Below are 21209 nucleotides of genomic sequence, written 5' to 3' on the forward strand. Positions count from 1 at the left end.
GGAGAATTGTTATGCCAAGACGTCGCGTTGTAGGACAACGTAAAATCCTACCAGATCCAAAGTTTCACAGTGAGTTGCTGGCTAAGTTCATCAACGTCATTATGCAAGACGGCAAAAAGTCGACTGCAGAAAAAATTATTTACAAGGCACTAGATGTTGTCGCTGAAAAGAAAAGCGAAAACCATTTAGTTATCCTTGAAGCAGCCCTGGACAACGTTCGCCCATCAGTCGAAGTTAAATCTCGTCGCGTTGGTGGTTCTACGTACCAGGTACCATGTGAAGTTCGTCCTGTGCGTCGTAACGCACTGGCGATGCGCTGGTTAGTTGAAGCTGCTCGTAAGCGTGGTGAAAAATCTATGGCTTTACGTCTGGCAGGTGAAATGCTGGATGCGTCTGAAAACAAAGGTACTGCTGTTAAGAAGCGTGAAGACGTGCATCGCATGGCTGAAGCTAACAAAGCCTTTGCTCATTACCGTTGGTAATATGATGGTGTGGGCTTAGGCCCACACCATAGTTGTTGATATTGCCAAGACTTAGGTCTTGGTGGAGAGGGTATAATCGTGGCTCGTACAACCCCAATTGAGCGTTATCGTAATATCGGTATTTGTGCTCATGTTGACGCAGGTAAAACTACCACAACAGAACGTGTTCTGTTCTATACCGGTTTGTCTCATAAAATCGGTGAGGTGCATGACGGCGCCGCTACCACAGACTGGATGGTTCAAGAGCAAGAGCGTGGTATCACTATCACCTCGGCTGCGGTAACCACATTCTGGCGTGGTATGGATGCTCAATTCACTGAACACCGCATCAATATCATCGATACCCCTGGTCACGTTGACTTTACTATTGAAGTTGAACGGTCTCTGCGCGTCCTCGACGGTGCTGTTGTCGTTTTCTGTGGTTCATCTGGTGTTGAACCTCAGTCAGAAACAGTGTGGCGTCAAGCTGATAAATACCGCGTTCCACGTTTGGTATTTATCAACAAGATGGACCGTGCAGGTGCAGACTTTGAACGTGTAGTGAAGCAAATTAGAACTCGTCTTGGAGCCACTTGTGTGCCTATTCAATTGAATATCGGTGCAGAAGAAAACTTCAAAGGCGTGATCGACTTAATCAAGATGAAAGCAATTAACTGGAATGAATCAGACCAGGGTATGACTTTCACTTATGAGGAGATCCCTGCAGAGTTAGCAGCTAAAGCGGCTGAAATGCATGAGTATCTGGTTGAAGTGGCAGCCGAATCTTCGGATGAACTGATGGATAAGTACCTTGAAGAAGGCACGCTATCAGAAGACGAAATTAAAAAGGCGCTACGTCAGCGTACTATAAATAATGAAATCGTTTTAGCGACTTGTGGTTCTGCATTTAAGAACAAAGGCGTTCAAGCGGTACTTGATGCGGTTATTGAATTCTTGCCAGCGCCAATTGATGTGCCTCCAATTAAGGGCATCGATGAGAACGACCAAGAAGTAGAACGCCCATCAGATGACAATGCGCCTTTTGCTGCATTGGCATTTAAGATTGCTACAGATCCATTCGTAGGAACTTTGACCTTTATTCGCGTGTACTCTGGCGTACTCGAATCAGGTTCGGGCGTTTACAACTCTGTCAAACAGAAGCGTGAACGCGTAGGTCGCATGGTGCAAATGCACGCAAACGATCGTACTGAACTGAAAGAAGTCCGTGCTGGTGATATCGCAGCGGCGATTGGCCTAAAAGAAGTGACTACGGGTGATACGCTTTGTGATAACGATCATAGAGTGATCTTGGAACGTATGGAGTTCCCTGAGCCAGTAATTACCATTGCCGTTGAGCCTAAGTCAAAAGCCGACCAGGACAAAATGGGTATCGCGTTGCAAAAGCTTGCAGCGGAAGATCCATCATTCCGAGTTGAAACTGACGAAGAATCATCACAAACTCTGATTTCGGGTATGGGTGAGTTACACTTAGACATCATCGTCGACCGTATGCGTCGCGAATTCGGTGTTGAATGTAACGTAGGTAAGCCACAAGTGGCCTACCGCGAAACTATCCGAGCTTCAGTAGAAGCTGAAGGTAAATTTGTACGCCAATCAGGTGGTCGTGGACAATTCGGTCACGTTTGGTTAAAACTAGAGCCTAATGAAGAAGGCGCTGGTTACGAATTTGTCAATGCTGTTGTGGGAGGTGTGATTCCTCGTGAATTCATTCCTGCGGTTGATAAAGGTATCCAAGAACAGATGAAGAATGGCGTTCTCGCTGGCTTCCCTGTGTTGGACGTGAAGGTCACTCTGTTCGATGGTTCATATCATGATGTGGACTCGAACGAGATGGCGTTCAAAATTGCAGGTTCTATGGGCTTCAAAAAGGGTGCGCTTGAAGCGAATCCGGCGTTGCTCGAACCTTGCATGAAAGTAGAAGTAACTACCCCTGAAAATTATATGGGTGACGTCGTTGGTGATTTGAACCGTCGTCGTGGCTTGATTGAAGGGATGGATGATGGCTTTGGTGGCATCAAAATAGTCCATGCTGTAGTGCCTCTTTCTGAAATGTTTGGTTATGCAACTGATTTGCGCTCTGCTACACAGGGTCGCGCTTCATACTCTATGGAGTTCTTGAAGTACTCTGATGCACCGCAAAACATTGCAAAAGCGATTATTGAATCTCGTAGCTAATATCCAGTTACGACATAAATGTTATTATGGTCCAGCACTGACTGGACTATTCTGAAAAGAAAGGAATATATCGTGGCAAAAGCTAAATTTGAACGTATTAAGCCTCACGTAAACGTGGGCACCATTGGTCACGTTGACCATGGTAAAACCACACTGACTGCAGCTATCTCTCACGTACTGGCTAAGACCTACGGTGGCGAAGCTAAAGACTTCTCTCAAATCGATAACGCTCCAGAAGAGCGTGAGCGCGGTATTACGATCAATACCTCTCACATCGAATATGACACGCCTTCACGTCACTACGCACACGTAGACTGCCCAGGCCACGCTGACTATGTTAAAAACATGATCACTGGTGCTGCACAGATGGACGGCGCGATTCTAGTAGTTGCCTCTACAGACGGTCCAATGCCACAGACTCGTGAGCACATCCTGCTTTCTCGTCAGGTTGGCGTACCTTTCATCATCGTGTTCATGAACAAATGTGACATGGTAGATGACGAAGAGTTACTGGAATTGGTTGAAATGGAAGTGCGTGAACTTCTGTCAGAATACGATTTCCCAGGTGATGATTTACCAGTAATCCAAGGTTCAGCTCTGAAGGCCCTAGAAGGTCAACCAGAGTGGGAAGCTAAGATCCTTGAATTAGCCGCAGCACTGGATTCTTACATTCCAGAACCACAACGTGACATCGATAAGCCGTTCCTACTGCCAATCGAAGACGTATTCTCAATTTCAGGCCGTGGTACAGTAGTTACTGGTCGTGTTGAGCGTGGTATTGTTAAAGTGGGTGACGAAGTTGAAATCGTTGGTGTTCGCACAACGACTAAAACAACGTGTACTGGTGTAGAAATGTTCCGTAAACTGCTTGACGAAGGTCGTGCAGGCGAGAACTGTGGTGTGTTATTACGTGGTACTAAGCGTGATGACGTAGAACGTGGTCAAGTATTGGCTAAACCAGGTTCAATCAACCCACACACGACTTTTGAATCAGAAGTTTATGTTCTGTCAAAAGAAGAAGGCGGACGTCACACTCCATTCTTCAAAGGCTACCGTCCACAGTTCTACTTCCGTACAACTGACGTAACCGGTACTATCGAACTGCCAGAAGGCGTAGAGATGGTAATGCCTGGCGACAACATCAAAATGGTAGTGACTCTGATTTGCCCAATCGCGATGGACGAAGGTTTACGCTTCGCAATCCGTGAAGGTGGTCGTACAGTTGGTGCTGGTGTAGTAGCTAAAATCATCGCTTAATTGCGATAGAAATTAGTTTGAAAAGGAAGCTTCGGCTTCCTTTTTTATTTAAGGGCTGGTTTTATTTACAAATTTGTGTAAAATGCTCGCCACTCTGAAGTTAAATAGTTATTTGATGACTATTTACACAGCGGGCTTGATATCCGGATTTAGATAGGTATAATGGCCCCCTCGTCGACTTAGGTTGACGAATTAAATGATTAGTCGCTGAAGTTAATCATTATCATAGCGGCTCCGATTGGGAGTCGAACGGTTAAATCATCTCGCTCTGCTTTTCTATATTGAAGAAGCTAGAGGGTGATTTTTTATATGTCCATTTTAGGAGCTCTGGTCAATGCAGAACCAAAGAATCCGTATCCGCTTAAAGGGATTTGATCATCGCTTAATTGATCAGTCTACAGCGGAAATCGTTGAAACTGCTAAGCGTACAGGCGCGCAGGTTCGTGGTCCAATTCCACTACCTACTCGCAAAGAGCGTTATACCATTTTGATCTCTCCGCACGTTAATAAAGATGCTCGTGACCAGTACGAATTACGTACACACAAGCGCCTGGTTGACATCGTAGAGCCAACTGAAAAGACTGTTGACGCGTTAATGCGTTTAGATCTTGCGGCTGGTGTCGACGTACAGATTAGCTTGGGTTAATTGAGATCCTAGTAAGAAGAGGTTTGAGAGATGGCTATCGGTCTTATTGGTCGTAAAGTTGGTATGACTCGCATCTTCACTGAAGATGGTGTTTCAATACCAGTTACTGTAATTGAAGTTGCAGGAAACCGTGTTACTCAAGTGAAAACTTTAGAAACTGACGGCTACCGTGCACTTCAAGTTACAACTGGCACCAAAAAAGCCAATCGCATCACTAAACCAGAAGCAGGTCACTTTGCCAAGAGCGGCGTTGAAGCCGGTCGTGGTTTGTGGGAAATGCGTTTGGTAGACGGTGAAGGCGAGGGCATTGAAGTTGGTGCTGAGCTAAATGTTGATATTTTCGCAGACGTAGCGAAAGTTGATGTTACTGGTCAATCAAAAGGTAAAGGCTTCCAAGGCGGCGTTAAGCGTTGGAACTTCCGTACTCAAGATATGACTCACGGTAACTCTTTGTCGCACCGCTCGAATGGTTCTATCGGTCAGAACCAAACGCCTGGTCGCGTATTCAAAGGCAAAAAAATGTCAGGCCATATGGGTGCCGAGCGTGTTACTACTCAAAATCTAGTTGTTGTTCGTGTAGATGTTGAGCGTAACCTGCTACTAGTCCGTGGCGCTGTTCCTGGCGCTACCAATGGCGACTTGATTATCAAGCCTGCCGTTAAAGCTTAAGGTCTGAGGAGATAGTAATGGAATTGGTATTGAAAGACGCGCAAAGCGCTCTTGAAGTTTCCGAAACTACCTTCGGCCGTGACTTTAACGAGGCACTGGTTCATCAGGTAGTTGTAGCATACGCTGCAAACGCGCGTCAGGGCACTCGTGCTCAAAAGACTCGTGCGGAAGTAACTGGCTCAGGCAAAAAGCCTTGGCGCCAAAAAGGAACTGGCCGTGCTCGTGCTGGTTCTGTTAAAGGCCCAATCTGGCGTGGCGGTGGCGTAACATTCGCTGCTAAAACCCAAGATCACAGCCAAAAAGTTAACAAAAAGATGTACCGCGGCGCGCTGAGAAGCATTCTGTCTGAATTGGTACGTCAAGAGCGTTTGGTTATTGTTGAATCTTTCGGTGTTGAAGCTCCTAAAACTAAAGAGCTGAAAGCTAAATTGAAAGCAATGAACCTTGAAGACGTTCTGATTGTGACTGCAGAAGTTGATGAGAACTTATTCTTAGCAGCTCGTAACCTGTACAAGGTTGACGTTCGTGATGTAGCGGGTCTAGACCCAGTGAGTCTGATCGCCTTCAACACTGTGCTTGTGACTGCTGACGCAGTGAAGCAAATCGAGGAGATGCTAGCATGATGATCCGCGAAGAACGTTTGCTAAAAGTTATTCTCGCTCCACATATCTCTGAAAAGAGCACTGTGAACGCTGAGAAGCACAACACTGTTGTTTTCCGCGTAGCTATCGATGCAACTAAAGCTGAAATTAAAGCTGCTGTTGCTAAGCTATTTGAAGTTGAAGTTGATTCAGTTCGCACTTTAGTGAGCAAAGGCAAAACTAAACGCACTGGTGGCCGTACTGGTCGTCGTAGCGATTGGAAAAAAGCCTATGTGACTCTAGCTGCTGGTGCTGACATCGATTTCGTCGGCGGCGCTGAGTAAGCAAAGGAGAATTATCATGGCAGTTATTAAGTGTAAGCCAACCTCTCCAGGTCGTCGCCACGTAGTTAAAGTGGTGAACACTGACCTGCACAAGGGTAAACCTTTTGCTGGCTTGTTGGCGAAAAAATCTAAAAGTGGTGGCCGTAACAATACTGGCCGTATCACTGTCCGTCACGTAGGTGGTGGTCATAAGCAGCATTATCGTCTAATCGACTTCAAACGCGATAAAGATGGTATCCCTGCAAAGATTGAGCGTCTGGAATACGATCCAAACCGTACTGCTAACATCGCGTTAGTATTGTATGCGGATGGTGAGCGTCGTTATATTCTTGCTGCCAAAGGCATGCAAGCTGGCGATAAGATCCAGTCTGGTGTTGCTGCCGAGATCAAAACCGGTAACGCTATGCCACTGCGCAACATCCCAGTAGGTTCTGTAGTTCACGCAGTTGAAATGAAACCTGGTAAAGGTGCTCAGATCGCTCGTTCTGCAGGTGCTTATGTACAAGTTGTTGCTCGTGATGGCGCATATGCCACTCTACGTCTTCGCTCTGGCGAAATGCGTAAAGTGCCAGTTGATTGCCGCGCGACATTTGGTGAAGTTGGTAATGCCGAACACATGCTACGCCAGTTAGGTAAAGCAGGTGCTAAGCGCTGGAGAGGCATACGTCCTACAGTGCGTGGTGTTGCAATGAACCCAGTAGACCATCCACACGGTGGTGGTGAAGGCCGTACTTCTGGTGGTCGTCACCCAGTGACTCCATGGGGTGTGCCAACTAAGGGTTATAAAACTCGTAGTAACAAGCGCACTGACAAGTACATCGTACGTCGTCGTAATAAATAGTAAGAGGATTCGCCATGCCACGTTCTCTCAAGAAAGGTCCCTTCATTGACCTGCACTTGCTGAAGAAGGTAGAGAAAGCGATGGAAGCCGGTGACAAAAAGCCTATTAAGACTTGGTCACGTCGCTCTATGATCATTCCAAATATGATTGGTTTGACCATCGCTGTCCATAATGGTCGTCAGCACGTTCCTGTGTTCGTAACTGACGAAATGATCGGCCACAAACTTGGTGAATTTTCACCAACTCGCACTTATCGCGGCCATGCTGCAGATAAGAAAGCGAAGAAGCGTTAATACGGGAGGAATAAGATGGAAGTTTTAGCTAAACATCGTTTTGCCCGTACGTCTGCGCAGAAGGCCCGTCTGGTTGCTGATCAAATTCGTGGATTGCCTGTTGCTAAGGCCCTCGAAATTTTGACTTTCAGCCCCAAGAAAGCCGCCGTACTGGTTAAAAAAGTACTTGACTCAGCTATCGCAAACGCCGAACACAACGAAGGCGCGGATATTGATGAGCTTAAAGTCGGAGCCGTCTTCGTAGATGAAGGCCCAACTATGAAGCGTATCATGCCACGTGCTAAAGGCCGCGCTGATCGTATCATGAAGCGTACCAGCCACATTACTGTGGTTGTATCAGATCGCTAGGAGAGAGCAATGGGACAGAAAGTACATCCTAATGGTATCCGTCTGGGTATCACCAAGCCTTGGATCTCTACCTGGTACGCAGATAAATCAGATTACGCAAGTAACCTGAACAGCGACTGGGAAGTGCGTAAGTTTCTTGTAGAGAAATTACAAGCTGCTTCAGTATCTAAGATTGTTATCGAGCGTCCAGCGAAAAGCATCCGCGTTACCATTCACACTGCCCGTCCAGGTGTTGTGATCGGTAAGAAAGGTGAAGACGTTGAAGTATTGCGTGCTGCAGTGTCAAAACTTGCTGGCACTCCTGCTCAAATTAACATCGCTGAGATCCGTAAACCTGAGCTAGATGCCAAGTTAGTTGCTGACTCTATTGCACAGCAATTAGAGCGTCGCGTAATGTTCCGTCGTGCTATGAAGCGCGCAGTTCAAAACGCAATGCGTATTGGTGCTCAAGGTATCAAAGTACAAGTTAGTGGCCGTTTAGGCGGAGCTGAGATTGCGCGCGATGAGTGGTATCGTGAAGGTCGTGTACCTTTACATACTTTGCGTGCTGATATCGACTATTCTACATCTGAAAGTCACACCCAATACGGTGTGATTGGCGTTAAAGTTTGGATCTTCAAAGGTGAAGTTCTAGACGGAATGCTGCCACAGATTGAAGAGCCGAAGCAGCAGCAACCTAAGCGCAAGCCTCGTGGTAAATAGGAGAGCCGGCAATGCTGCAACCTAAACGTATGAAGTTTCGCAAGATGTTCAAAGGCCGCAACCGCGGTCTAGCGAACGGTACCGAAGTTAGCTTTGGTACTTTTGGTCTGAAAGCAGTCGGCCGTGGCCGTTTAACTGCACGTCAGATCGAATCTGCACGTCGTGCCATGACACGTCACATTAAGCGTCAGGGACAAATTTGGATTCGAGTTTTCCCGGACAAGCCGATTACCTCTAAGCCTCTTGAAGTGCGTATGGGTAAAGGTAAAGGTAACGTTGAATACTGGGTATGTCAGATTCAACCTGGTAAGGTTCTTTATGAGATGAATGGTGTTTCTGAAGTGATCGCTCGTGAAGCGTTTGCTTTGGCTGCTGCCAAGCTTCCAATTAAGACTACCTTCGTAACTAAGACGGTGATGTAATGAAAGCGAGCGAACTGAGAGAAAAGAGCGTTGAAGAACTGAACGCTGAACTACTTGGTCTGCTGCGTGAGCAGTTCAACCTGCGTATGCAACACGCCACTGGTCAGTTGACTCAGACTAATCAACTGAAATTGGTGCGCCGTAACATTGCGCGCGTTAAGACCATTATTACTTCTAAGGCGGGTGCATAATGTCTGATAAAATCCGTACTTTGCAGGGTCGTGTAACTAGCAACAAAATGGACAAGTCCATTACTGTTGCTATCGAACGCCAAGTGAAACACCCAATTTATGGGAAATACATTAAGCGTACGACAAAGATCCATGCACATGACGAAACGAATCAGTGCAATGAAGGCGATTTAGTAGCGATTCGCGAATGTCGTCCTTTGTCTAAGACTAAGTCTTGGACCCTGGTTGAAGTAGTATCAAAGGCCTAAGTTAATTAGGTATTTAGGTAAACGGCTCCAGAATGTGGGGCCGTTTGTTTTTTAATACTATACATTCCACTTTTATGGTGTTATATTTGCGCGCCATTTTTGACTAAATTAATAGCAAAAATGAGTGTTTTTATTGTCCCATAGTGGGAATTGTGTAGTAACGATAGCGGAGCACTTAAAATGATCCAAATGCAATCGACTCTTGACGTTGCTTGTAACAGCGGCGCACGCAGAGTTCAGTGTATTAAGGTCTTGGGTGGCTCTCATCGTCGTTATGCCGGTATCGGCGACATCATCAAAGTTTCTGTTAAAGAAGCGATTCCTCGCGCTAAAGCGAAGAAAGGCGATGTGTATAACGCGGTGGTAGTCCGTACTAAGAAAGGCGTACGTCGTCCAGACGGTTCTGTCATTCGCTTCGATCGGAATGCAGCTGTTCTTTTGAACAACAACCTGCAGCCGATTGGTACTCGTATCTTTGGACCAGTGACACGTGAATTGCGTAATGAGCAATTTATGAAAATTGTCTCGCTGGCACCAGAAGTACTGTAAGGAGCTTCAAAATGGCAGCTAAAATACGTCGTGAAGACGAAGTGATTGTATTAGCAGGTAAAGACAAGGGTAAACGTGCAAAAGTTTCTCAAGTCCTTCCTACTGGTAAATTGATTGTTGAAGGCATCAATCTTGTCAAAAAACACCAAAAGCCAAACCCACAATTGGGCGTAGCTGGCGGTATTGTTGAGAAAGAAGCACCGATACAAGCATCAAATGTAGCGATTTTCAACTCTGCCACTGGCAAAGCTGATCGCGTTGGTTTCCGCTTTGAAGACGGCAAAAAAGTTCGTTTCTTCAAATCGAACAGTGAACTCGTTAAGTAATTGGAGTAAACGATGGCGAAACTGCATGATAAATACCAAGAGACTGTTGTCGCTGAACTTGCTAAAAAGTTCGGTTATACCAGTGTCATGCAAGTCCCTCGGATTGAGAAAATCACCCTGAACATGGGTGTTGGCGAAGCTGTTGCAGACAAGAAAATCATGGACCATGCTGTCCGTGATATGACTGCAATCGCTGGTCAAAAGCCAGTTGTGACTGTAGCTCGTAAGTCAGTTGCTGGTTTTAAAATCCGTGAAGGCTACCCTATTGGCTGTAAAGTGACCCTACGCGGTGAGCGTATGTGGGAATTCTTAGAGCGTTTAGTCGATATCGCAATCCCACGTATTCGTGACTTCCGTGGCTTAAGCGCTAAAGCGTTTGACGGCCGTGGTAACTACGCAATGGGCGTGCGTGAGCAGATCATCTTCCCAGAAATCGATTACGATAAAATCGATAAGATTCGTGGTATGGATATTGTTATCACTACTACTGCGAAGAATGATGAAGAAGGTCGTGCTTTGTTAGACGCTTTTAACTTCCCATTCAAGAAATAAGGGTAGCGTAATGGCAAAAACATCAATGAAAGCACGTGAAGCTAAACGTGCACAGCTCGTGGCCAAGTACGCTGAAAAGCGTGCGGCTCTTAAGACTATCATTGCAAGTCCAGCTTCTTCTGACGAAGATCGTTGGGATGCGGTTCTTAAGCTGCAAGCTCTACCACGTGATTCCAGCGCTGCGCGTCAACGCAATCGTTGTAATCAAACTGGTCGCCCTCATGGCTTCTTACGTAAATTCGGCTTAAGCCGTATCAAATTACGTGAAGCAACCATGCGTGGTGAAGTTCCTGGCCTGCGTAAGGCCAGCTGGTAAGCACTTGTCACGGAGTAAGCTAATATGAGCATGCAAGATCCTATTGCGGATATGTTAACCCGTATTCGTAACGGCCAAGCTGCTAACCACGTATCAGTGAAGATGCCTTCAGCTAAGTTGAAAGTCGCAATTGCGAAACTACTTAAAGATGAAGGTTATATTGCTGATTACGCCGTAGCAGATGAAGCCAAGCCTGAACTGGAAGTTACTTTAAAGTATTTCCAAGGCCAACCAGTCGTTGAGACTATCCAGCGTGTAAGTCGCCCTGGTCTTCGTATTTACAAAGGTAAAAACGAACTTCCAAAGGTGATGGGCGGTCTGGGTGTCGCAATTGTGTCCACTTCTAAAGGCTTGATGACTGATCGTGCCGCCCGCCTTGCAGGCATGGGTGGCGAGGTTATCTGCTACGTAGCTTAAGGAGCTAGGAATGTCTCGTGTAGCAAAAGCACCAGTATCTATTCCAGCTGGCGTAGAGGTGACCTTGAACGAACAGACCCTTACCGTCAAAGGCGGAAAAGGTAGTCTGACTCGAGTGATCAACAATGCGGTCAATGTTGTTATTGAAGCCGGCGTAGTTAAGTTCCTCCCTGTTGAAGGCGTTGTTAACGCTTGGGCACAGGCTGGTACAACTCGTGCATTAGTAAACAACATGGTTGTTGGTGTATCTCAAGGTTTTGAGCGTAAGTTAAAGTTAGTTGGCGTTGGTTACCGTGCGAAACTCGTCGGTGCTGATATCGACCTTACTTTAGGTTTCTCTCATCCGTTAGTACACAAACTGCCCGCAGGCGTTACTGCAGAGTGCCCTAGCCAAACTGACATCGTCCTACGTGGCGTTGATAAACAGTTAATTGGCCAAGTCGCTGCTGAGATTCGCGGATACCGTCCACCAGAGCCATACAAAGGCAAAGGTGTTCGCTATGACGACGAAGTAGTACGCCGTAAAGAGGCTAAGAAGAAGTAGGTAACGCGATATGGATAAGAAAACATCTCGCTTACGTCGCGCTACTCGCGCTCGTAAGAAGATCCAAGAGCTGGGCGTGAACCGTCTGGTTGTACATCGTACACCGCGTCACATTTATGCTCAGGTGATCAATCCTGAAGCTCAGGTGTTGGCAGCTGCTTCAACCGTAGAAAAAGCGGTTAAAGAGCTACTGAAGAGTACCGGTAACGTAGACGCAGCGAAAGCAGTAGGTAAATTTGTTGCTGAGCGCGCGATCGAAAAAGGCGTAACTTCAGTTGCGTTCGATCGTTCTGGTTTCAAGTATCACGGTCGTGTAGCTGCTTTAGCAGATGCAGCTCGTGAAGCTGGCCTGAAGTTCTAAGGGGTTATAAAATGGCTAAATTAGAAGCTCAGCAAAAAGACGATCTGCAAGAGAAATTAATTGCAGTTAATCGTGTTTCTAAAGTAGTTAAGGGCGGTCGTATCTTTAGCTTCACAGCACTGACAGTAGTGGGTGACGGTAACGGTAAGATTGGCTATGGCTATGGCAAAGCACGTGAAGTTCCAGCCGCGATTCAAAAAGCGATGGAAAAAGCTCGTCGTAACATTGTGACCGTTGAGTTGAATGCAGGTACTCTGCATCACCCAGTTAAAGGTCGTCATACTGGTTCTCTTGTGTACATGCAACCTGCATCACAAGGTACTGGTATTATTGCCGGTGGCGCAATGCGTGCCGTATTGGAAGTAGCAGGCGTGCATAACGTTCTGTCAAAAGCATACGGTTCTACTAACCCGATCAACATCGTTCGCGCGACTGTCGATGCTTTGGTGCACATGAAGTCACCTTCGCAAATCGCAGCTAAGCGTGGCCTGAATGTTGACGAAATTCGGGGGTAATGCACCATGGCAACTAAAACTGTAAAAGTTACTCAAACTAAAAGCGGTATCGGTCGTTTACCGAAGCACCGTGCAACCCTAACGGGTCTTGGTTTGCGTCGCATTGGTCACACTGTTGAATTAGAAGATACTCCTTCTGTTCGCGGTATGATCAACAAGGTCTACTACATGGTTAAGGTGGAGGATTAATAGATGCGTTTAAATACTCTATCTCCAGCTGCAGGCTCTAAGCATGCACCAAAGCGTGTAGGCCGTGGTATGGGCTCAGGTCTAGGTAAAACAGCGGGTCGTGGTCATAAAGGCCAAAAGTCTCGTTCTGGTGGCGGTGTACGCCCAGGATTCGAAGGTGGTCAAATGCCACTGAAAATCCGTTTACCTAAATTTGGTTTTACCTCGCGTCGCGCTATGGTAACAGCTGAAGTTCGTGTACTCGAACTGGCAAAAGTTAACGGTGATGTTATCGACTTAAACGCTCTGAAAGATGCGAACGTAATAACTCGCAACATCCAGTTTGCGAAAATTGTTCTTTCAGGTACCATTGAGCGCCCTGTGACTGTTAAAGGTCTGAAGGTAACCAAAGGTGCACGTGCAGCTATTGAAGCTGCCGGCGGTAAGATCGAGGAATAATACGTCGATGGCAAAACCAGGACTTGATTTAAAAAGCGCGAAAGGTGGACTTTCAGAATTGAAAGCTCGCCTCCTGTTCGTGATTGGTGCGATTATCGTCTTTAGAGCCGGTTCGTTTGTGCCAATTCCTGGTATTGACGCAGCTGTATTAGCAGAGCTGTTTGCTCAGCAAAGTGGAACCATCCTTGGCATGTTTAACATGTTCTCGGGTGGTGCCCTTGAGCGTGCCTCTATCTTTGCATTAGGTATTATGCCGTACATTTCGGCATCGATTATCATGCAACTGTTGACTGTCGTACATCCTGCACTCGCTGAATTGAAAAAAGAAGGCGAATCAGGACGTAAGAAAATCAGTCAATATACCAGATGGGGTACCTTAGTGCTGGGTACATTCCAGTCGGTCGGTATTGCAACCGGGTTACCAAACTTAGTGCCAGGCCTTGTGGTCAACATTGGATTTGGATTCTACTTTGTTGCGGTTGTGAGCTTAGTGACAGGAACTATGTTCCTTATGTGGCTAGGTGAACAAATTACCGAACGTGGTATAGGTAATGGTATCTCGATTTTGATTTTCGCAGGTATTGTTGCTGGATTACCTTCCGCTATCGGCCAAACGGCTGAGCAGGCGCGTCAAGGTGACTTGAATGTGTTAGTATTGTTGTTGCTCGCGGTAATTGTGTTTGCAGTGACTTATTTTGTAGTGTTTGTGGAACGTGGTCAGCGTCGAATTGTCGTTAACTATGCTAAGCGCCAGCAAGGCCGTAAGGTGTTCGCTGCGCAAAGTACCCATCTACCGCTGAAAATAAACATGGCAGGTGTTATTCCGCCAATTTTTGCGTCAAGCATCATTTTGTTTCCTGGAACACTGGCTCAGTGGTTCGGTCAAAATGAGTCCATGTCATGGTTAAGTGATTTTTCACTGGCTGTGTCACCTGGACAACCGCTTTACTCATTATTATATGCAACAGCGATTATCTTTTTCTGTTTCTTCTATACTGCGTTGGTGTTTAACCCACGTGAAACAGCAGATAACTTGAAGAAGAGTGGTGCATTCATCCCTGGGATCCGTCCTGGAGAACAGACTTCGCGTTACATTGATAAAGTTATGACCCGTTTGACATTGGCAGGCGCGTTATACATAACCTTTATCTGCTTAATTCCGGAGTTCATGTTAATTGCGTGGAAAGTACAGTTCTATTTCGGCGGTACTTCACTACTAATTATGGTAGTCGTAATCATGGACTTCATGGCTCAGGTTCAGACGCATATGATGTCTCATCAGTATGAGTCTGTGATGAAGAAAGCTAACCTAGTTAACAAAGCGAATTTAGATCGCTTTGGTCGCTAAGTAGCTTTACGGAGTGATGAAATGAAAGTTCGAGCTTCCGTGAAGAAGATCTGCCGTAACTGCAAGATCGTCAAGCGTAGTGGCGTTGTACGCGTTATCTGTGTTGAACCAAAACACAAACAGCGTCAAGGCTAAAAAGTAATTTGTTCAGCCCATCAATTGGGCTGAACAAAATTTTGTTTGCAAATCTGTCGACTGTCGAGTATCCTTTCGGGCTTTTCGCAGTTGGCCTTTAACTTTAAGGAGTGCATAGTGGCCCGTATCGCTGGCATTAACATTCCTGATCAAAAGCATACAGTCATCGCATTGACTGCAATTTTCGGCATCGGCCGTACTCGCGCTAGAGCAATCTGCGCGGCTACAGCAATCGCTGAAACTGCTAAGATCAAGGAATTGAGCGAAGCTCAAATAGACACACTACGCGAAGAAGTCGCCAAATACCTAGTAGAAGGTGACTTACGTCGTGAGATTTCAATGAACATCAAGCGTCTTATGGATCTTGGTTGTTATCGTGGTCTCCGCCATCGCCGTAGCCTGCCTCTCCGTGGGCAACGTACTAAGACCAATGCGCGTACGCGTAAAGGTCCACGTAAACCTATTAGAAAGTAACGGGAAGGTAAAGCAATGGCTAAAGTTCCGTCACGTTCTCCGCGTAAGCGCGTACGTAAACAGGTTGCAGATGGCATGGCTCATATCCATGCTTCTTTCAACAACACTATTGTCACCATTACAGATCGTCAAGGTAATGCGTTGTCATGGGCTACTTCAGGTGGTTCAGGTTTCCGTGGTTCACGTAAATCTACTCCATTTGCTGCACAGGTGGCTGCTGAGCGTGCAGGTGCTGCTGCTCAAGACTACGGTTTAAAAAACCTTGAAGTGTTTGTGAAGGGTCCAGGTCCAGGTCGTGAGTCAGCCATTCGTGCGCTGAACGCTGTTGGTTATAAAATTACCAACATTACCGATGTGACGCCGATCCCTCATAATGGTTGTCGTCCTCCTAAAAAGCGTCGTGTATAACGCCGTTTCATTAGGATAGTTGGAGAAAGATCATGGCAAGATACTTGGGTCCCAAGCTCAAGCTCAGCCGCCGAGAAGGTACAGACCTTTTCTTAAAAAGCGGTGTGAGAGCAATCGATTCAAAGTGTAAACTGGAAACTGCACCTGGACAACATGGCGCTCGTAAGCCACGTTTGTCAGAGTACGGTACTCAGTTACGCGAAAAACAAAAAGTTCGTCGTATTTACGGTGTGTTAGAAAAACAATTCCGTAACTATTACAAAGATGCTGCACGTACTAAAGGCAACACAGGTGAAAACCTGCTTCAGCTTTTAGAAACCCGTCTTGATAACGTTGTTTATCGTATGGGCTTCGGTGCAACTCGTGCAGAATCACGTCAGCTAGTAAGCCATAAATCTATTATGGTTAACGGTCGTGTTGTTAACATTCCATCATTCAAAGTGTCTGCGAATGATGTTGTGAGCATCCGCGAGAAGTCACGTACTCAAGCTCGTATTAAAGCGGCTTTAGAAGTGGCAGCTCAACGCGAGAAGCCTACATGGGTTGAAGTCGACAACGCGAAAATGGAAGGTGCTTTCAAGCGCGTTCCAGAACGTAGCGATTTGTCTGCGGAAATTAACGAACAGCTGATCGTCGAGCTTTACTCTAAGTAAGGCTAACAAACAAGAGAGGACACAATGCAGGGTTCTGTTACAGAATTTCTTAAACCGCGTCTCGTTGATATCGAGCAGGTTAACTCAACACGTGCCAAGGTTACATTGGAACCACTTGAGCGTGGTTTCGGCCACACTTTAGGTAACGCGTTGCGTCGCATCCTATTGTCGTCTATGCCCGGCTGCGCGGTTACCGAAGTCGAGATTGACGGTGTACTGCACGAATACAGCAGTAAGGAAGGCGTTCAAGAAGATATCCTTGAGATCTTGTTAAACCTGAAAGGGTTAGCAGTGACCATCGAGGGTAAAGACGAGGCTATGCTTACGTTGAGCAAGTCCGGCGCAGGCCCTGTCATCGCAGCAGATATCACGCATGATGGTGATGTCACTATCGTGAATCCTGATCATATTATCTGTCATCTGACAGGTAACAATGATATCAGCATGCGTATTCGCGTTGAGCGTGGTCGTGGTTATGTACCAGCATCTGCTCGTGCACAGACCGAAGACGATGATCGCCCAATCGGCCGCTTGCTGGTTGATGCTTCTTTCTCGCCAGTTGCACGTATTGCCTACAATGTAGAAGCAGCACGTGTAGAACAGCGTACTGACTTAGATAAACTCGTTATCGATATGACCACAAACGGTACTATCGATCCTGAGGAAGCTATCCGTCGTTCTGCAACTATTCTGGCTGAACAGCTAGATGCGTTTGTAGAGTTACGTGACGTGACTGAGCCAGAGCTGAAAGAAGAGAAACCGGAATTCGATCCGATTCTGCTGCGTCCTGTCGACGATTTAGAGCTAACTGTACGTTCGGCTAACTGCTTGAAAGCCGAAGCGATTCATTACATCGGAGATCTGGTACAGCGCACTGAAGTTGAGTTGCTGAAAACCCCGAACTTAGGTAAGAAATCTCTTACTGAAATTAAGGATGTTTTAGCTTCTCGCGGACTGTCGTTAGGTATGCGTTTGGAAAACTGGCCTCCAGCTAGTTTAGCAGACGACCTATAAGTCTCAGGTTTGTACAGATTTAGGTTATAAGGATTAGGTCATGCGCCATCGTAAGAGTGGTCGTCAACTAAACCGTAACAGCAGTCATCGCCAAGCCATGTTTCGCAACATGGCCGGTTCACTAGTTCGTCATGAGATCATCAAGACAACTGTGGCTAAAGCGAAAGAACTGCGTCGCGTAGTTGAGCCTCTGATAACACTTGCTAAGAGTGACAGCGTTGCAAACCGTCGTTTAGCGTTTGCACGTACTCGCGACGCTGAAGTCGTTGGTAAGTTATTTACTGAGTTGGGTCCACGTTACCAGGAACGTCCTGGTGGCTATACCCGTATCCTTAAGTGCGGTTTACGTGCTGGTGATAAAGCCCCTATGGCTTACATCGAGCTAGTTGGTCGCCCAGAAGCTGCTCAAGCTGTTGATGTTGAAGCTGCTGAGTAATTAAGGTTACACTTTTAAAAAGCCGGGCATTAGCCCGGCTTTTTTATGCCTTTTTTACTATTTTACCCAAAGTGTGGTTTTCTCGATTTCTTTTGGGAGGACGATATTCCATTGAGCTAAGCCTTTCTGGCTAAACATGTATTTTCCAAGATCATCTGTTACTGGGAAAATATTTTCGGGTTTCTCGCCGCCGAGTATTTTTGTCGCCATATTCGCTGCAATCTTGCCATGATGATAGCCATCGAGAACATAGCCACCAATATTGCCTTCAGCAGAGACACTAAATCCCCAAAACCCAAAATTCGGTACCGGAGTATGTTCAGATATCCATTTTAGGAGCTGATCTGCATCTACTGAGCTGTTATCTGCATCTCTAACTGTGTGGTATAGCGCCACGACTATAGCGTTATAACCCTGTTCCTTCGCGGTCAATACATTCCGCTGCCAATCCGTTAGCTGTGACAATTGCACCAAATTGACTTCTATATCGCCTAACATGCTTGAGTGTTGTTTACTGATGTATTCAGCCGCTGAGTCAGAGGTGACTCCTTGGTCGAATAGAACTAAGATTTTTCTATGCACAGTTTGCGGTAGTAAACGTTGAATGAGCAGTAGTGAACGTCGTAGTAGTGGTCTCTCAATGACGCCTGTGAAGCGTTTGTGTTCATTGAGATGATATTCTCTAGGATTCATGTTCACCCCTAAATAGACTACTGGGATTAGGCTGCCATTTAGGCGCTGGTGTAAGAGATTAACCGCATTATCATCGGCGAGAATAACCAATTGAGGTGCTTGTTGTTGAATATATTTCCATGCTAAGTCAGCCCGTTCAGCAAATTGCGCTTGGGGTAAGCGTTTGGTATCCATCTCGAAATAACTAACATCGTGGTGAGGGCTGAGCGTGTCATAAATCGCTTGATAGTATTCTTGGTCCCATTGATAGCTATGATGGTAGCTTTCGATAACAACAACTTTAGCAGCATTGGCTTCCTGAGAGAGGCCTACCAAGCAGATAATTAGGAAGCTTAGAATGTGTTGCAAACTAGAGTTTAGTTGTCTTATTTGAATCATATACAGTCTTAGGTATTGGCGCTGCCTAGAGTATAGTCCACCTTTAATTGTGCATATTGAGATAATAAAAAAGCCTCACTAGTTATTAAGCTAGGAGGCTTAGTTTGTACGCTATTGCTGATCCATCAATAACCTACTTAGTATCAGGTGCCTTTTGCTGGCTATAATCTAACTTTTCGTGCTTTTGGCCCATGGCTTCAGCGACTTCTGGTGGCATGTAGTTTTCATCATGCTTAGCGAGTACTTCAGTTGCTTCTAGTTTGCCATCAGCACCCAGTACACCCTGAGCAACAATGCCTTGTCCTTCACGGAAAAGATCGGGCAATAGGTCGTCATAAGTGACCAGTACTTCGCCGCCGAGGGAGTCATGCACTGCAAATTCGACATGCAAGCTTTTGGGATCTCGCACCATAGAACCTACCGTCACCATTCCGCCGACACGAATACGTTGGCCAATTTCAGGTTTTACGCCAGTGTCTGTCTTGCCGTGGACAATTTCAGACGGAGTATAGAATAAGTTCAAGTTGGAGTTCAGCGCATAGAGCAAAAGCGAAGTAATTGCAGCAACGCCACCGATTAATGCTACAGCTAATGTCAGTCTTTTTTTGCGTCTTGGGTTCACGATTTAGTACTCCTGGTTTCTTTTAGGCGTTCTTCTCTATCCATCTTCTTCGCGATATCAATTAACACCTTACGCTTTTGGCGTGCGCTGGTAATGATGAGCGTAGAGAGGCAGAAGAAGGTCACTCCGTAGGATAGCCATACATAGAATGCATAGCCGCCCATATTAAAAAAATCACTGATTGAATCGAATTGCATCATTTGACCTCCTCCGCTTTAGCTAGTTCACGGACCCAAGGGCGCATGCCATTTCTTGCTAAAATTTCTGCTCTAAAACGAACAATAGTGATGGCGCCAATCATAAGACCGAAGCCCAGTATGTTAATTAACAGTGGATAGAGCATTTCCGTCGACATTGTCGATTTCTCGGTAATGCGTATTGTCGACGGTTGATGTAATGAGCTCCACCATTCAACAGAGTATTTGATGATAGGAATGTTGATCACACCGACGATCGCTAAGATCCCTGCTGCACGAGCTGCGAGCACTTTATCCTCAAATGAGGCATAGAGCGAGATCACACCTAGATATAGGAATAGTAATACCAGCTCAGAAGTTAAGCGTGCATCCCATACCCACCAAGCACCCCACATAGGTTTGCCCCATGCCGCTCCAGTAAAGAGTGCGATAAAGGTTATTACTGCACCAATGGGAGCAATAGATGCTGCAGCCCAGTCGGCAAGTTTTATTTGCCAAACTAGACCGATAAAGGCCGCTGTTGCCATACCCATATAAGCCGCCATTGACATAGACGCGGCAGGAACATGGATAAAGATAATACGGTAGCTATCACCCTGCTGGTAATCCGTCGGCGCGAAGACGAGTCCCCATGTAGTGCCAACAGCAATCAATAGACCGGCTAAGATCGCAAACCATGGAAATAACGTTCCTGATAATTTATATGCGCGTTCAGGATCCGCGTAAGGGTGTAACCATTTCCACATTTTAGTTAGTACTCACTCGCAGAGATGCACCAATTGCAAAAGGTGCTAAGGTTAACGATCCGACCAGCATAGCGCCTATTATAGCGAGCTGACCATCATAGGGTAAATTCATTCCTGCCGCGTCTATGGCACTCGTTGCAAAAATGAGTACTGGGATATATAGGGGCAAAATAAGTAAGCTGAGTAATACGCCGCCTTTCCTTAGACCGACGGTTAATGCCACACCAATAGCACCTAACAGCGACAATACTGGCGTGCCTAGCGCAAGCGTCGAAATTAACGCACCGTAGCTGTTGCCGTCTAGATTGAGTAATACCGCTAACAGTGGTGCGATAATAATCAGTGGCACACCAGTTAAAATCCAGTGGGCTAACACTTTAGCTAATACGAGAATGGCTAATGGCTGTGGACTTAATAGCATTTGTTCTAAGCTACCATCATTAAAGTCGGCTTTGAAAAGCCTTTCAAGTGACAACATTGATGCTAATAATGCGGCGACCCAAATAATCCCCGGTGCCACACGTGCTAACATTTGCGGCTCTGGTCCAATTCCCAGCGGAAACAAGGTAACGACCATAATAAAAAATAGCAGTGGGTTAAAAATGTCGCCGCGGTGGCGAATAGCAATTTTAAGATCTCGCTGCAGCAAGGTGAAAAATGCTTGGGTAAAACTGATGCCTCTTTTCATTGAGCCTGACC

Annotated in this window: 36 protein-coding genes; 31 read left to right on the top strand and 5 right to left on the bottom strand. The window is 46.1% G+C overall.

The genetic code is table 11. The annotated features are described in order from the left end of the window. The first annotated feature begins 11 nt into the window (after nt 1–11). The 31 genes from rpsG to rplQ all read left to right on the top strand — a co-directional run bounded on the left by rpsG (nt 12) and on the right by rplQ (nt 17874). Complete coding sequence (gene rpsG, locus RA178_RS01075; RefSeq protein ID WP_011787570.1) at nt 12–482, top strand: 30S ribosomal protein S7; 471 nt, start codon at nt 12–14, stop codon at nt 480–482. 78 nt (nt 483–560) lie between these two features. Beyond that, a complete protein-coding gene (gene fusA, locus RA178_RS01080) occupies nt 561–2657 on the top strand; it encodes an elongation factor G (protein WP_006083603.1) in 2097 nt (698 codons plus the stop codon). Nucleotides 2658–2729: 72 nt separating this feature from the next. After that, nucleotides 2730–3914, top strand: a complete 1185-nt coding sequence (tuf, locus tag RA178_RS01085; protein WP_105251028.1) for an elongation factor Tu — start codon at nt 2730–2732, stop codon at nt 3912–3914. Nucleotides 3915–4248: 334 nt separating this feature from the next. Beyond that, a complete protein-coding gene (gene rpsJ / locus RA178_RS01090; RefSeq protein ID WP_006083601.1) occupies nt 4249–4560 on the top strand; it encodes a 30S ribosomal protein S10 in 312 nt (103 codons plus the stop codon). A gap of 30 nt (nt 4561–4590) precedes the next feature. Next, complete coding sequence (gene rplC / locus RA178_RS01095; protein WP_006083600.1) at nt 4591–5229, top strand: 50S ribosomal protein L3; 639 nt, start codon at nt 4591–4593, stop codon at nt 5227–5229. Between the two features lie 17 nt (nt 5230–5246). Beyond that, complete coding sequence (gene rplD / locus RA178_RS01100) at nt 5247–5852, top strand: 50S ribosomal protein L4 (protein WP_113941598.1); 606 nt, start codon at nt 5247–5249, stop codon at nt 5850–5852. Continuing rightward, on the top strand, nt 5852–6154 hold the full coding sequence (gene rplW, locus RA178_RS01105; protein ID WP_025008843.1) for a 50S ribosomal protein L23: 303 nt from the start codon (nt 5852–5854) through the stop codon (nt 6152–6154). Before rplD ends, rplW begins: the two co-directional genes overlap by 1 nt. Before the next feature lie 16 nt (nt 6155–6170). Further along, nucleotides 6171–6995, top strand: a complete 825-nt coding sequence (gene rplB / locus RA178_RS01110) for a 50S ribosomal protein L2 (RefSeq protein ID WP_006083597.1) — start codon at nt 6171–6173, stop codon at nt 6993–6995. Between the two features lie 14 nt (nt 6996–7009). Further along, the gene (rpsS, locus tag RA178_RS01115) at nt 7010–7288 is read left to right on the top strand and encodes a 30S ribosomal protein S19 (RefSeq protein WP_006083596.1); all 279 of its coding nucleotides are present in this window, start codon (nt 7010–7012) and stop codon (nt 7286–7288) included. 15 nt (nt 7289–7303) lie between these two features. After that, the gene (rplV, locus tag RA178_RS01120; protein WP_006083595.1) at nt 7304–7636 is read left to right on the top strand and encodes a 50S ribosomal protein L22; all 333 of its coding nucleotides are present in this window, start codon (nt 7304–7306) and stop codon (nt 7634–7636) included. A 9-nt stretch (nt 7637–7645) separates the two neighbouring features. Next, the gene (gene rpsC, locus RA178_RS01125; protein WP_006083594.1) at nt 7646–8338 is read left to right on the top strand and encodes a 30S ribosomal protein S3; all 693 of its coding nucleotides are present in this window, start codon (nt 7646–7648) and stop codon (nt 8336–8338) included. A gap of 11 nt (nt 8339–8349) precedes the next feature. Further along, nucleotides 8350–8760 carry a 50S ribosomal protein L16 gene (rplP, locus tag RA178_RS01130; RefSeq protein WP_006083593.1) on the top strand — a complete coding sequence of 137 codons (411 nt, stop codon included), beginning with the start codon at nt 8350–8352 and terminating at the stop codon, nt 8758–8760. Beyond that, a complete protein-coding gene (rpmC, locus tag RA178_RS01135) occupies nt 8760–8951 on the top strand; it encodes a 50S ribosomal protein L29 (protein ID WP_006083592.1) in 192 nt (63 codons plus the stop codon). The genes rplP and rpmC overlap by 1 nt, the downstream gene beginning before the upstream one ends. Continuing rightward, nucleotides 8951–9199 (top strand): 30S ribosomal protein S17, encoded by a 249-nt coding sequence (gene rpsQ, locus RA178_RS01140; protein WP_006083591.1) that lies wholly within the window; start codon nt 8951–8953, stop codon nt 9197–9199. Before rpmC ends, rpsQ begins: the two co-directional genes overlap by 1 nt. Nucleotides 9200–9379: 180 nt before the next feature. Next, a complete protein-coding gene (gene rplN / locus RA178_RS01145) occupies nt 9380–9748 on the top strand; it encodes a 50S ribosomal protein L14 (protein ID WP_006083590.1) in 369 nt (122 codons plus the stop codon). Nucleotides 9749–9759: 11 nt separating this feature from the next. Further along, nucleotides 9760–10074 (top strand): 50S ribosomal protein L24, encoded by a 315-nt coding sequence (rplX, locus tag RA178_RS01150; RefSeq protein WP_006083589.1) that lies wholly within the window; start codon nt 9760–9762, stop codon nt 10072–10074. A gap of 12 nt (nt 10075–10086) precedes the next feature. Then, on the top strand, nt 10087–10626 hold the full coding sequence (rplE, locus tag RA178_RS01155) for a 50S ribosomal protein L5 (protein ID WP_006083588.1): 540 nt from the start codon (nt 10087–10089) through the stop codon (nt 10624–10626). Nucleotides 10627–10636: 10 nt separating this feature from the next. Continuing rightward, the gene (gene rpsN / locus RA178_RS01160) at nt 10637–10942 is read left to right on the top strand and encodes a 30S ribosomal protein S14 (RefSeq protein WP_006083587.1); all 306 of its coding nucleotides are present in this window, start codon (nt 10637–10639) and stop codon (nt 10940–10942) included. Between the two features lie 24 nt (nt 10943–10966). Further along, nucleotides 10967–11359: a 30S ribosomal protein S8 gene (gene rpsH, locus RA178_RS01165; protein WP_006083586.1), complete on the top strand. Its 393-nt coding sequence runs from the start codon at nt 10967–10969 to the stop codon at nt 11357–11359. 10 nt (nt 11360–11369) lie between these two features. Next, nucleotides 11370–11903: a 50S ribosomal protein L6 gene (rplF, locus tag RA178_RS01170; RefSeq protein ID WP_105251036.1), complete on the top strand. Its 534-nt coding sequence runs from the start codon at nt 11370–11372 to the stop codon at nt 11901–11903. A 10-nt stretch (nt 11904–11913) separates the two neighbouring features. Beyond that, on the top strand, nt 11914–12264 hold the full coding sequence (rplR, locus tag RA178_RS01175) for a 50S ribosomal protein L18 (RefSeq protein WP_006083584.1): 351 nt from the start codon (nt 11914–11916) through the stop codon (nt 12262–12264). An 11-nt stretch (nt 12265–12275) separates the two neighbouring features. After that, nucleotides 12276–12779 (top strand): 30S ribosomal protein S5, encoded by a 504-nt coding sequence (gene rpsE / locus RA178_RS01180; protein ID WP_006083583.1) that lies wholly within the window; start codon nt 12276–12278, stop codon nt 12777–12779. 6 nt (nt 12780–12785) lie between these two features. Then, nucleotides 12786–12968: a 50S ribosomal protein L30 gene (gene rpmD, locus RA178_RS01185; RefSeq protein ID WP_006083582.1), complete on the top strand. Its 183-nt coding sequence runs from the start codon at nt 12786–12788 to the stop codon at nt 12966–12968. A 3-nt stretch (nt 12969–12971) separates the two neighbouring features. Next, on the top strand, nt 12972–13406 hold the full coding sequence (gene rplO / locus RA178_RS01190; protein WP_006083581.1) for a 50S ribosomal protein L15: 435 nt from the start codon (nt 12972–12974) through the stop codon (nt 13404–13406). Between the two features lie 7 nt (nt 13407–13413). Then, complete coding sequence (gene secY, locus RA178_RS01195) at nt 13414–14754, top strand: preprotein translocase subunit SecY (RefSeq protein ID WP_007644459.1); 1341 nt, start codon at nt 13414–13416, stop codon at nt 14752–14754. Nucleotides 14755–14775: 21 nt separating this feature from the next. Further along, complete coding sequence (rpmJ, locus tag RA178_RS01200) at nt 14776–14889, top strand: 50S ribosomal protein L36 (RefSeq protein WP_006083579.1); 114 nt, start codon at nt 14776–14778, stop codon at nt 14887–14889. 117 nt (nt 14890–15006) lie between these two features. Next, entirely contained in the window at nt 15007–15363 is a 357-nt protein-coding gene (gene rpsM, locus RA178_RS01205; RefSeq protein WP_011787581.1) for a 30S ribosomal protein S13, read from the top strand. Nucleotides 15364–15378: 15 nt separating this feature from the next. Beyond that, on the top strand, nt 15379–15771 hold the full coding sequence (rpsK, locus tag RA178_RS01210) for a 30S ribosomal protein S11 (protein ID WP_006083577.1): 393 nt from the start codon (nt 15379–15381) through the stop codon (nt 15769–15771). 32 nt (nt 15772–15803) lie between these two features. Then, nucleotides 15804–16424: a 30S ribosomal protein S4 gene (gene rpsD, locus RA178_RS01215; protein ID WP_006083575.1), complete on the top strand. Its 621-nt coding sequence runs from the start codon at nt 15804–15806 to the stop codon at nt 16422–16424. A 24-nt stretch (nt 16425–16448) separates the two neighbouring features. Beyond that, nucleotides 16449–17438: a DNA-directed RNA polymerase subunit alpha gene (locus tag RA178_RS01220; protein ID WP_006083574.1), complete on the top strand. Its 990-nt coding sequence runs from the start codon at nt 16449–16451 to the stop codon at nt 17436–17438. 40 nt (nt 17439–17478) lie between these two features. Next, complete coding sequence (rplQ, locus tag RA178_RS01225) at nt 17479–17874, top strand: 50S ribosomal protein L17 (protein WP_006083573.1); 396 nt, start codon at nt 17479–17481, stop codon at nt 17872–17874. A gap of 57 nt (nt 17875–17931) precedes the next feature. Here rplQ and RA178_RS01230 read toward each other — a convergent pair whose 3' ends face one another. The 5 genes from RA178_RS01230 to ccmB form a co-directional block, all read right to left on the bottom strand. Next, nucleotides 17932–18882: an ABC transporter substrate-binding protein gene (locus tag RA178_RS01230; protein ID WP_306684207.1), complete on the bottom strand. Its 951-nt coding sequence runs from the start codon at nt 18880–18882 to the stop codon at nt 17932–17934. Between the two features lie 196 nt (nt 18883–19078). Then, nucleotides 19079–19567, bottom strand: a complete 489-nt coding sequence (gene ccmE / locus RA178_RS01235; RefSeq protein ID WP_105251038.1) for a cytochrome c maturation protein CcmE — start codon at nt 19565–19567, stop codon at nt 19079–19081. Then, nucleotides 19564–19764 carry a heme exporter protein CcmD gene (ccmD, locus tag RA178_RS01240; protein ID WP_105253042.1) on the bottom strand — a complete coding sequence of 67 codons (201 nt, stop codon included), beginning with the start codon at nt 19762–19764 and terminating at the stop codon, nt 19564–19566. Before ccmD ends, ccmE begins: the two co-directional genes overlap by 4 nt. After that, nucleotides 19764–20510: a heme ABC transporter permease gene (locus RA178_RS01245; RefSeq protein WP_105251039.1), complete on the bottom strand. Its 747-nt coding sequence runs from the start codon at nt 20508–20510 to the stop codon at nt 19764–19766. The genes ccmD and RA178_RS01245 overlap by 1 nt, the downstream gene beginning before the upstream one ends. Nucleotide 20511: 1 nt before the next feature. Next, a complete protein-coding gene (ccmB, locus tag RA178_RS01250) occupies nt 20512–21198 on the bottom strand; it encodes a heme exporter protein CcmB (RefSeq protein WP_306684208.1) in 687 nt (228 codons plus the stop codon). Nucleotides 21199–21209 lie beyond the last annotated feature (11 nt).

Origin of the sequence: Shewanella oncorhynchi, from assembly GCF_030848765.1 — a bacterium.
Lineage (GTDB): Bacteria > Pseudomonadota > Gammaproteobacteria > Enterobacterales > Shewanellaceae > Shewanella > Shewanella oncorhynchi.

Coding starts and splice junctions, on each gene's coding strand:
- rpsG (WP_011787570.1), top strand. CDS start 12: ATGCCAAGACGTCGCGTTGTAGGACAACGTAAAATCCTACCAGATCCA.
- rpsJ (WP_006083601.1), top strand. CDS start 4,249: ATGCAGAACCAAAGAATCCGTATCCGCTTAAAGGGATTTGATCATCGC.
- rplC (WP_006083600.1), top strand. CDS start 4,591: ATGGCTATCGGTCTTATTGGTCGTAAAGTTGGTATGACTCGCATCTTC.
- rplD (WP_113941598.1), top strand. CDS start 5,247: ATGGAATTGGTATTGAAAGACGCGCAAAGCGCTCTTGAAGTTTCCGAA.
- rplW (WP_025008843.1), top strand. CDS start 5,852: ATGATCCGCGAAGAACGTTTGCTAAAAGTTATTCTCGCTCCACATATC.
- rplB (WP_006083597.1), top strand. CDS start 6,171: ATGGCAGTTATTAAGTGTAAGCCAACCTCTCCAGGTCGTCGCCACGTA.
- rpsS (WP_006083596.1), top strand. CDS start 7,010: ATGCCACGTTCTCTCAAGAAAGGTCCCTTCATTGACCTGCACTTGCTG.
- rplV (WP_006083595.1), top strand. CDS start 7,304: ATGGAAGTTTTAGCTAAACATCGTTTTGCCCGTACGTCTGCGCAGAAG.
- rpsC (WP_006083594.1), top strand. CDS start 7,646: ATGGGACAGAAAGTACATCCTAATGGTATCCGTCTGGGTATCACCAAG.
- rplP (WP_006083593.1), top strand. CDS start 8,350: ATGCTGCAACCTAAACGTATGAAGTTTCGCAAGATGTTCAAAGGCCGC.
- rpmC (WP_006083592.1), top strand. CDS start 8,760: ATGAAAGCGAGCGAACTGAGAGAAAAGAGCGTTGAAGAACTGAACGCT.
- rpsQ (WP_006083591.1), top strand. CDS start 8,951: ATGTCTGATAAAATCCGTACTTTGCAGGGTCGTGTAACTAGCAACAAA.
- rplN (WP_006083590.1), top strand. CDS start 9,380: ATGATCCAAATGCAATCGACTCTTGACGTTGCTTGTAACAGCGGCGCA.
- rplX (WP_006083589.1), top strand. CDS start 9,760: ATGGCAGCTAAAATACGTCGTGAAGACGAAGTGATTGTATTAGCAGGT.
- rplE (WP_006083588.1), top strand. CDS start 10,087: ATGGCGAAACTGCATGATAAATACCAAGAGACTGTTGTCGCTGAACTT.
- rpsN (WP_006083587.1), top strand. CDS start 10,637: ATGGCAAAAACATCAATGAAAGCACGTGAAGCTAAACGTGCACAGCTC.
- rpsH (WP_006083586.1), top strand. CDS start 10,967: ATGAGCATGCAAGATCCTATTGCGGATATGTTAACCCGTATTCGTAAC.
- rplF (WP_105251036.1), top strand. CDS start 11,370: ATGTCTCGTGTAGCAAAAGCACCAGTATCTATTCCAGCTGGCGTAGAG.
- rplR (WP_006083584.1), top strand. CDS start 11,914: ATGGATAAGAAAACATCTCGCTTACGTCGCGCTACTCGCGCTCGTAAG.
- rpsE (WP_006083583.1), top strand. CDS start 12,276: ATGGCTAAATTAGAAGCTCAGCAAAAAGACGATCTGCAAGAGAAATTA.
- rpmD (WP_006083582.1), top strand. CDS start 12,786: ATGGCAACTAAAACTGTAAAAGTTACTCAAACTAAAAGCGGTATCGGT.
- rplO (WP_006083581.1), top strand. CDS start 12,972: ATGCGTTTAAATACTCTATCTCCAGCTGCAGGCTCTAAGCATGCACCA.
- secY (WP_007644459.1), top strand. CDS start 13,414: ATGGCAAAACCAGGACTTGATTTAAAAAGCGCGAAAGGTGGACTTTCA.
- rpmJ (WP_006083579.1), top strand. CDS start 14,776: ATGAAAGTTCGAGCTTCCGTGAAGAAGATCTGCCGTAACTGCAAGATC.
- rpsK (WP_006083577.1), top strand. CDS start 15,379: ATGGCTAAAGTTCCGTCACGTTCTCCGCGTAAGCGCGTACGTAAACAG.
- rpsD (WP_006083575.1), top strand. CDS start 15,804: ATGGCAAGATACTTGGGTCCCAAGCTCAAGCTCAGCCGCCGAGAAGGT.
- RA178_RS01220 (WP_006083574.1), top strand. CDS start 16,449: ATGCAGGGTTCTGTTACAGAATTTCTTAAACCGCGTCTCGTTGATATC.
- rplQ (WP_006083573.1), top strand. CDS start 17,479: ATGCGCCATCGTAAGAGTGGTCGTCAACTAAACCGTAACAGCAGTCAT.
- ccmD (WP_105253042.1), bottom strand. CDS start 19,764: ATGCAATTCGATTCAATCAGTGATTTTTTTAATATGGGCGGCTATGCA.
- RA178_RS01245 (WP_105251039.1), bottom strand. CDS start 20,510: ATGTGGAAATGGTTACACCCTTACGCGGATCCTGAACGCGCATATAAA.
- ccmB (WP_306684208.1), bottom strand. CDS start 21,198: ATGAAAAGAGGCATCAGTTTTACCCAAGCATTTTTCACCTTGCTGCAG.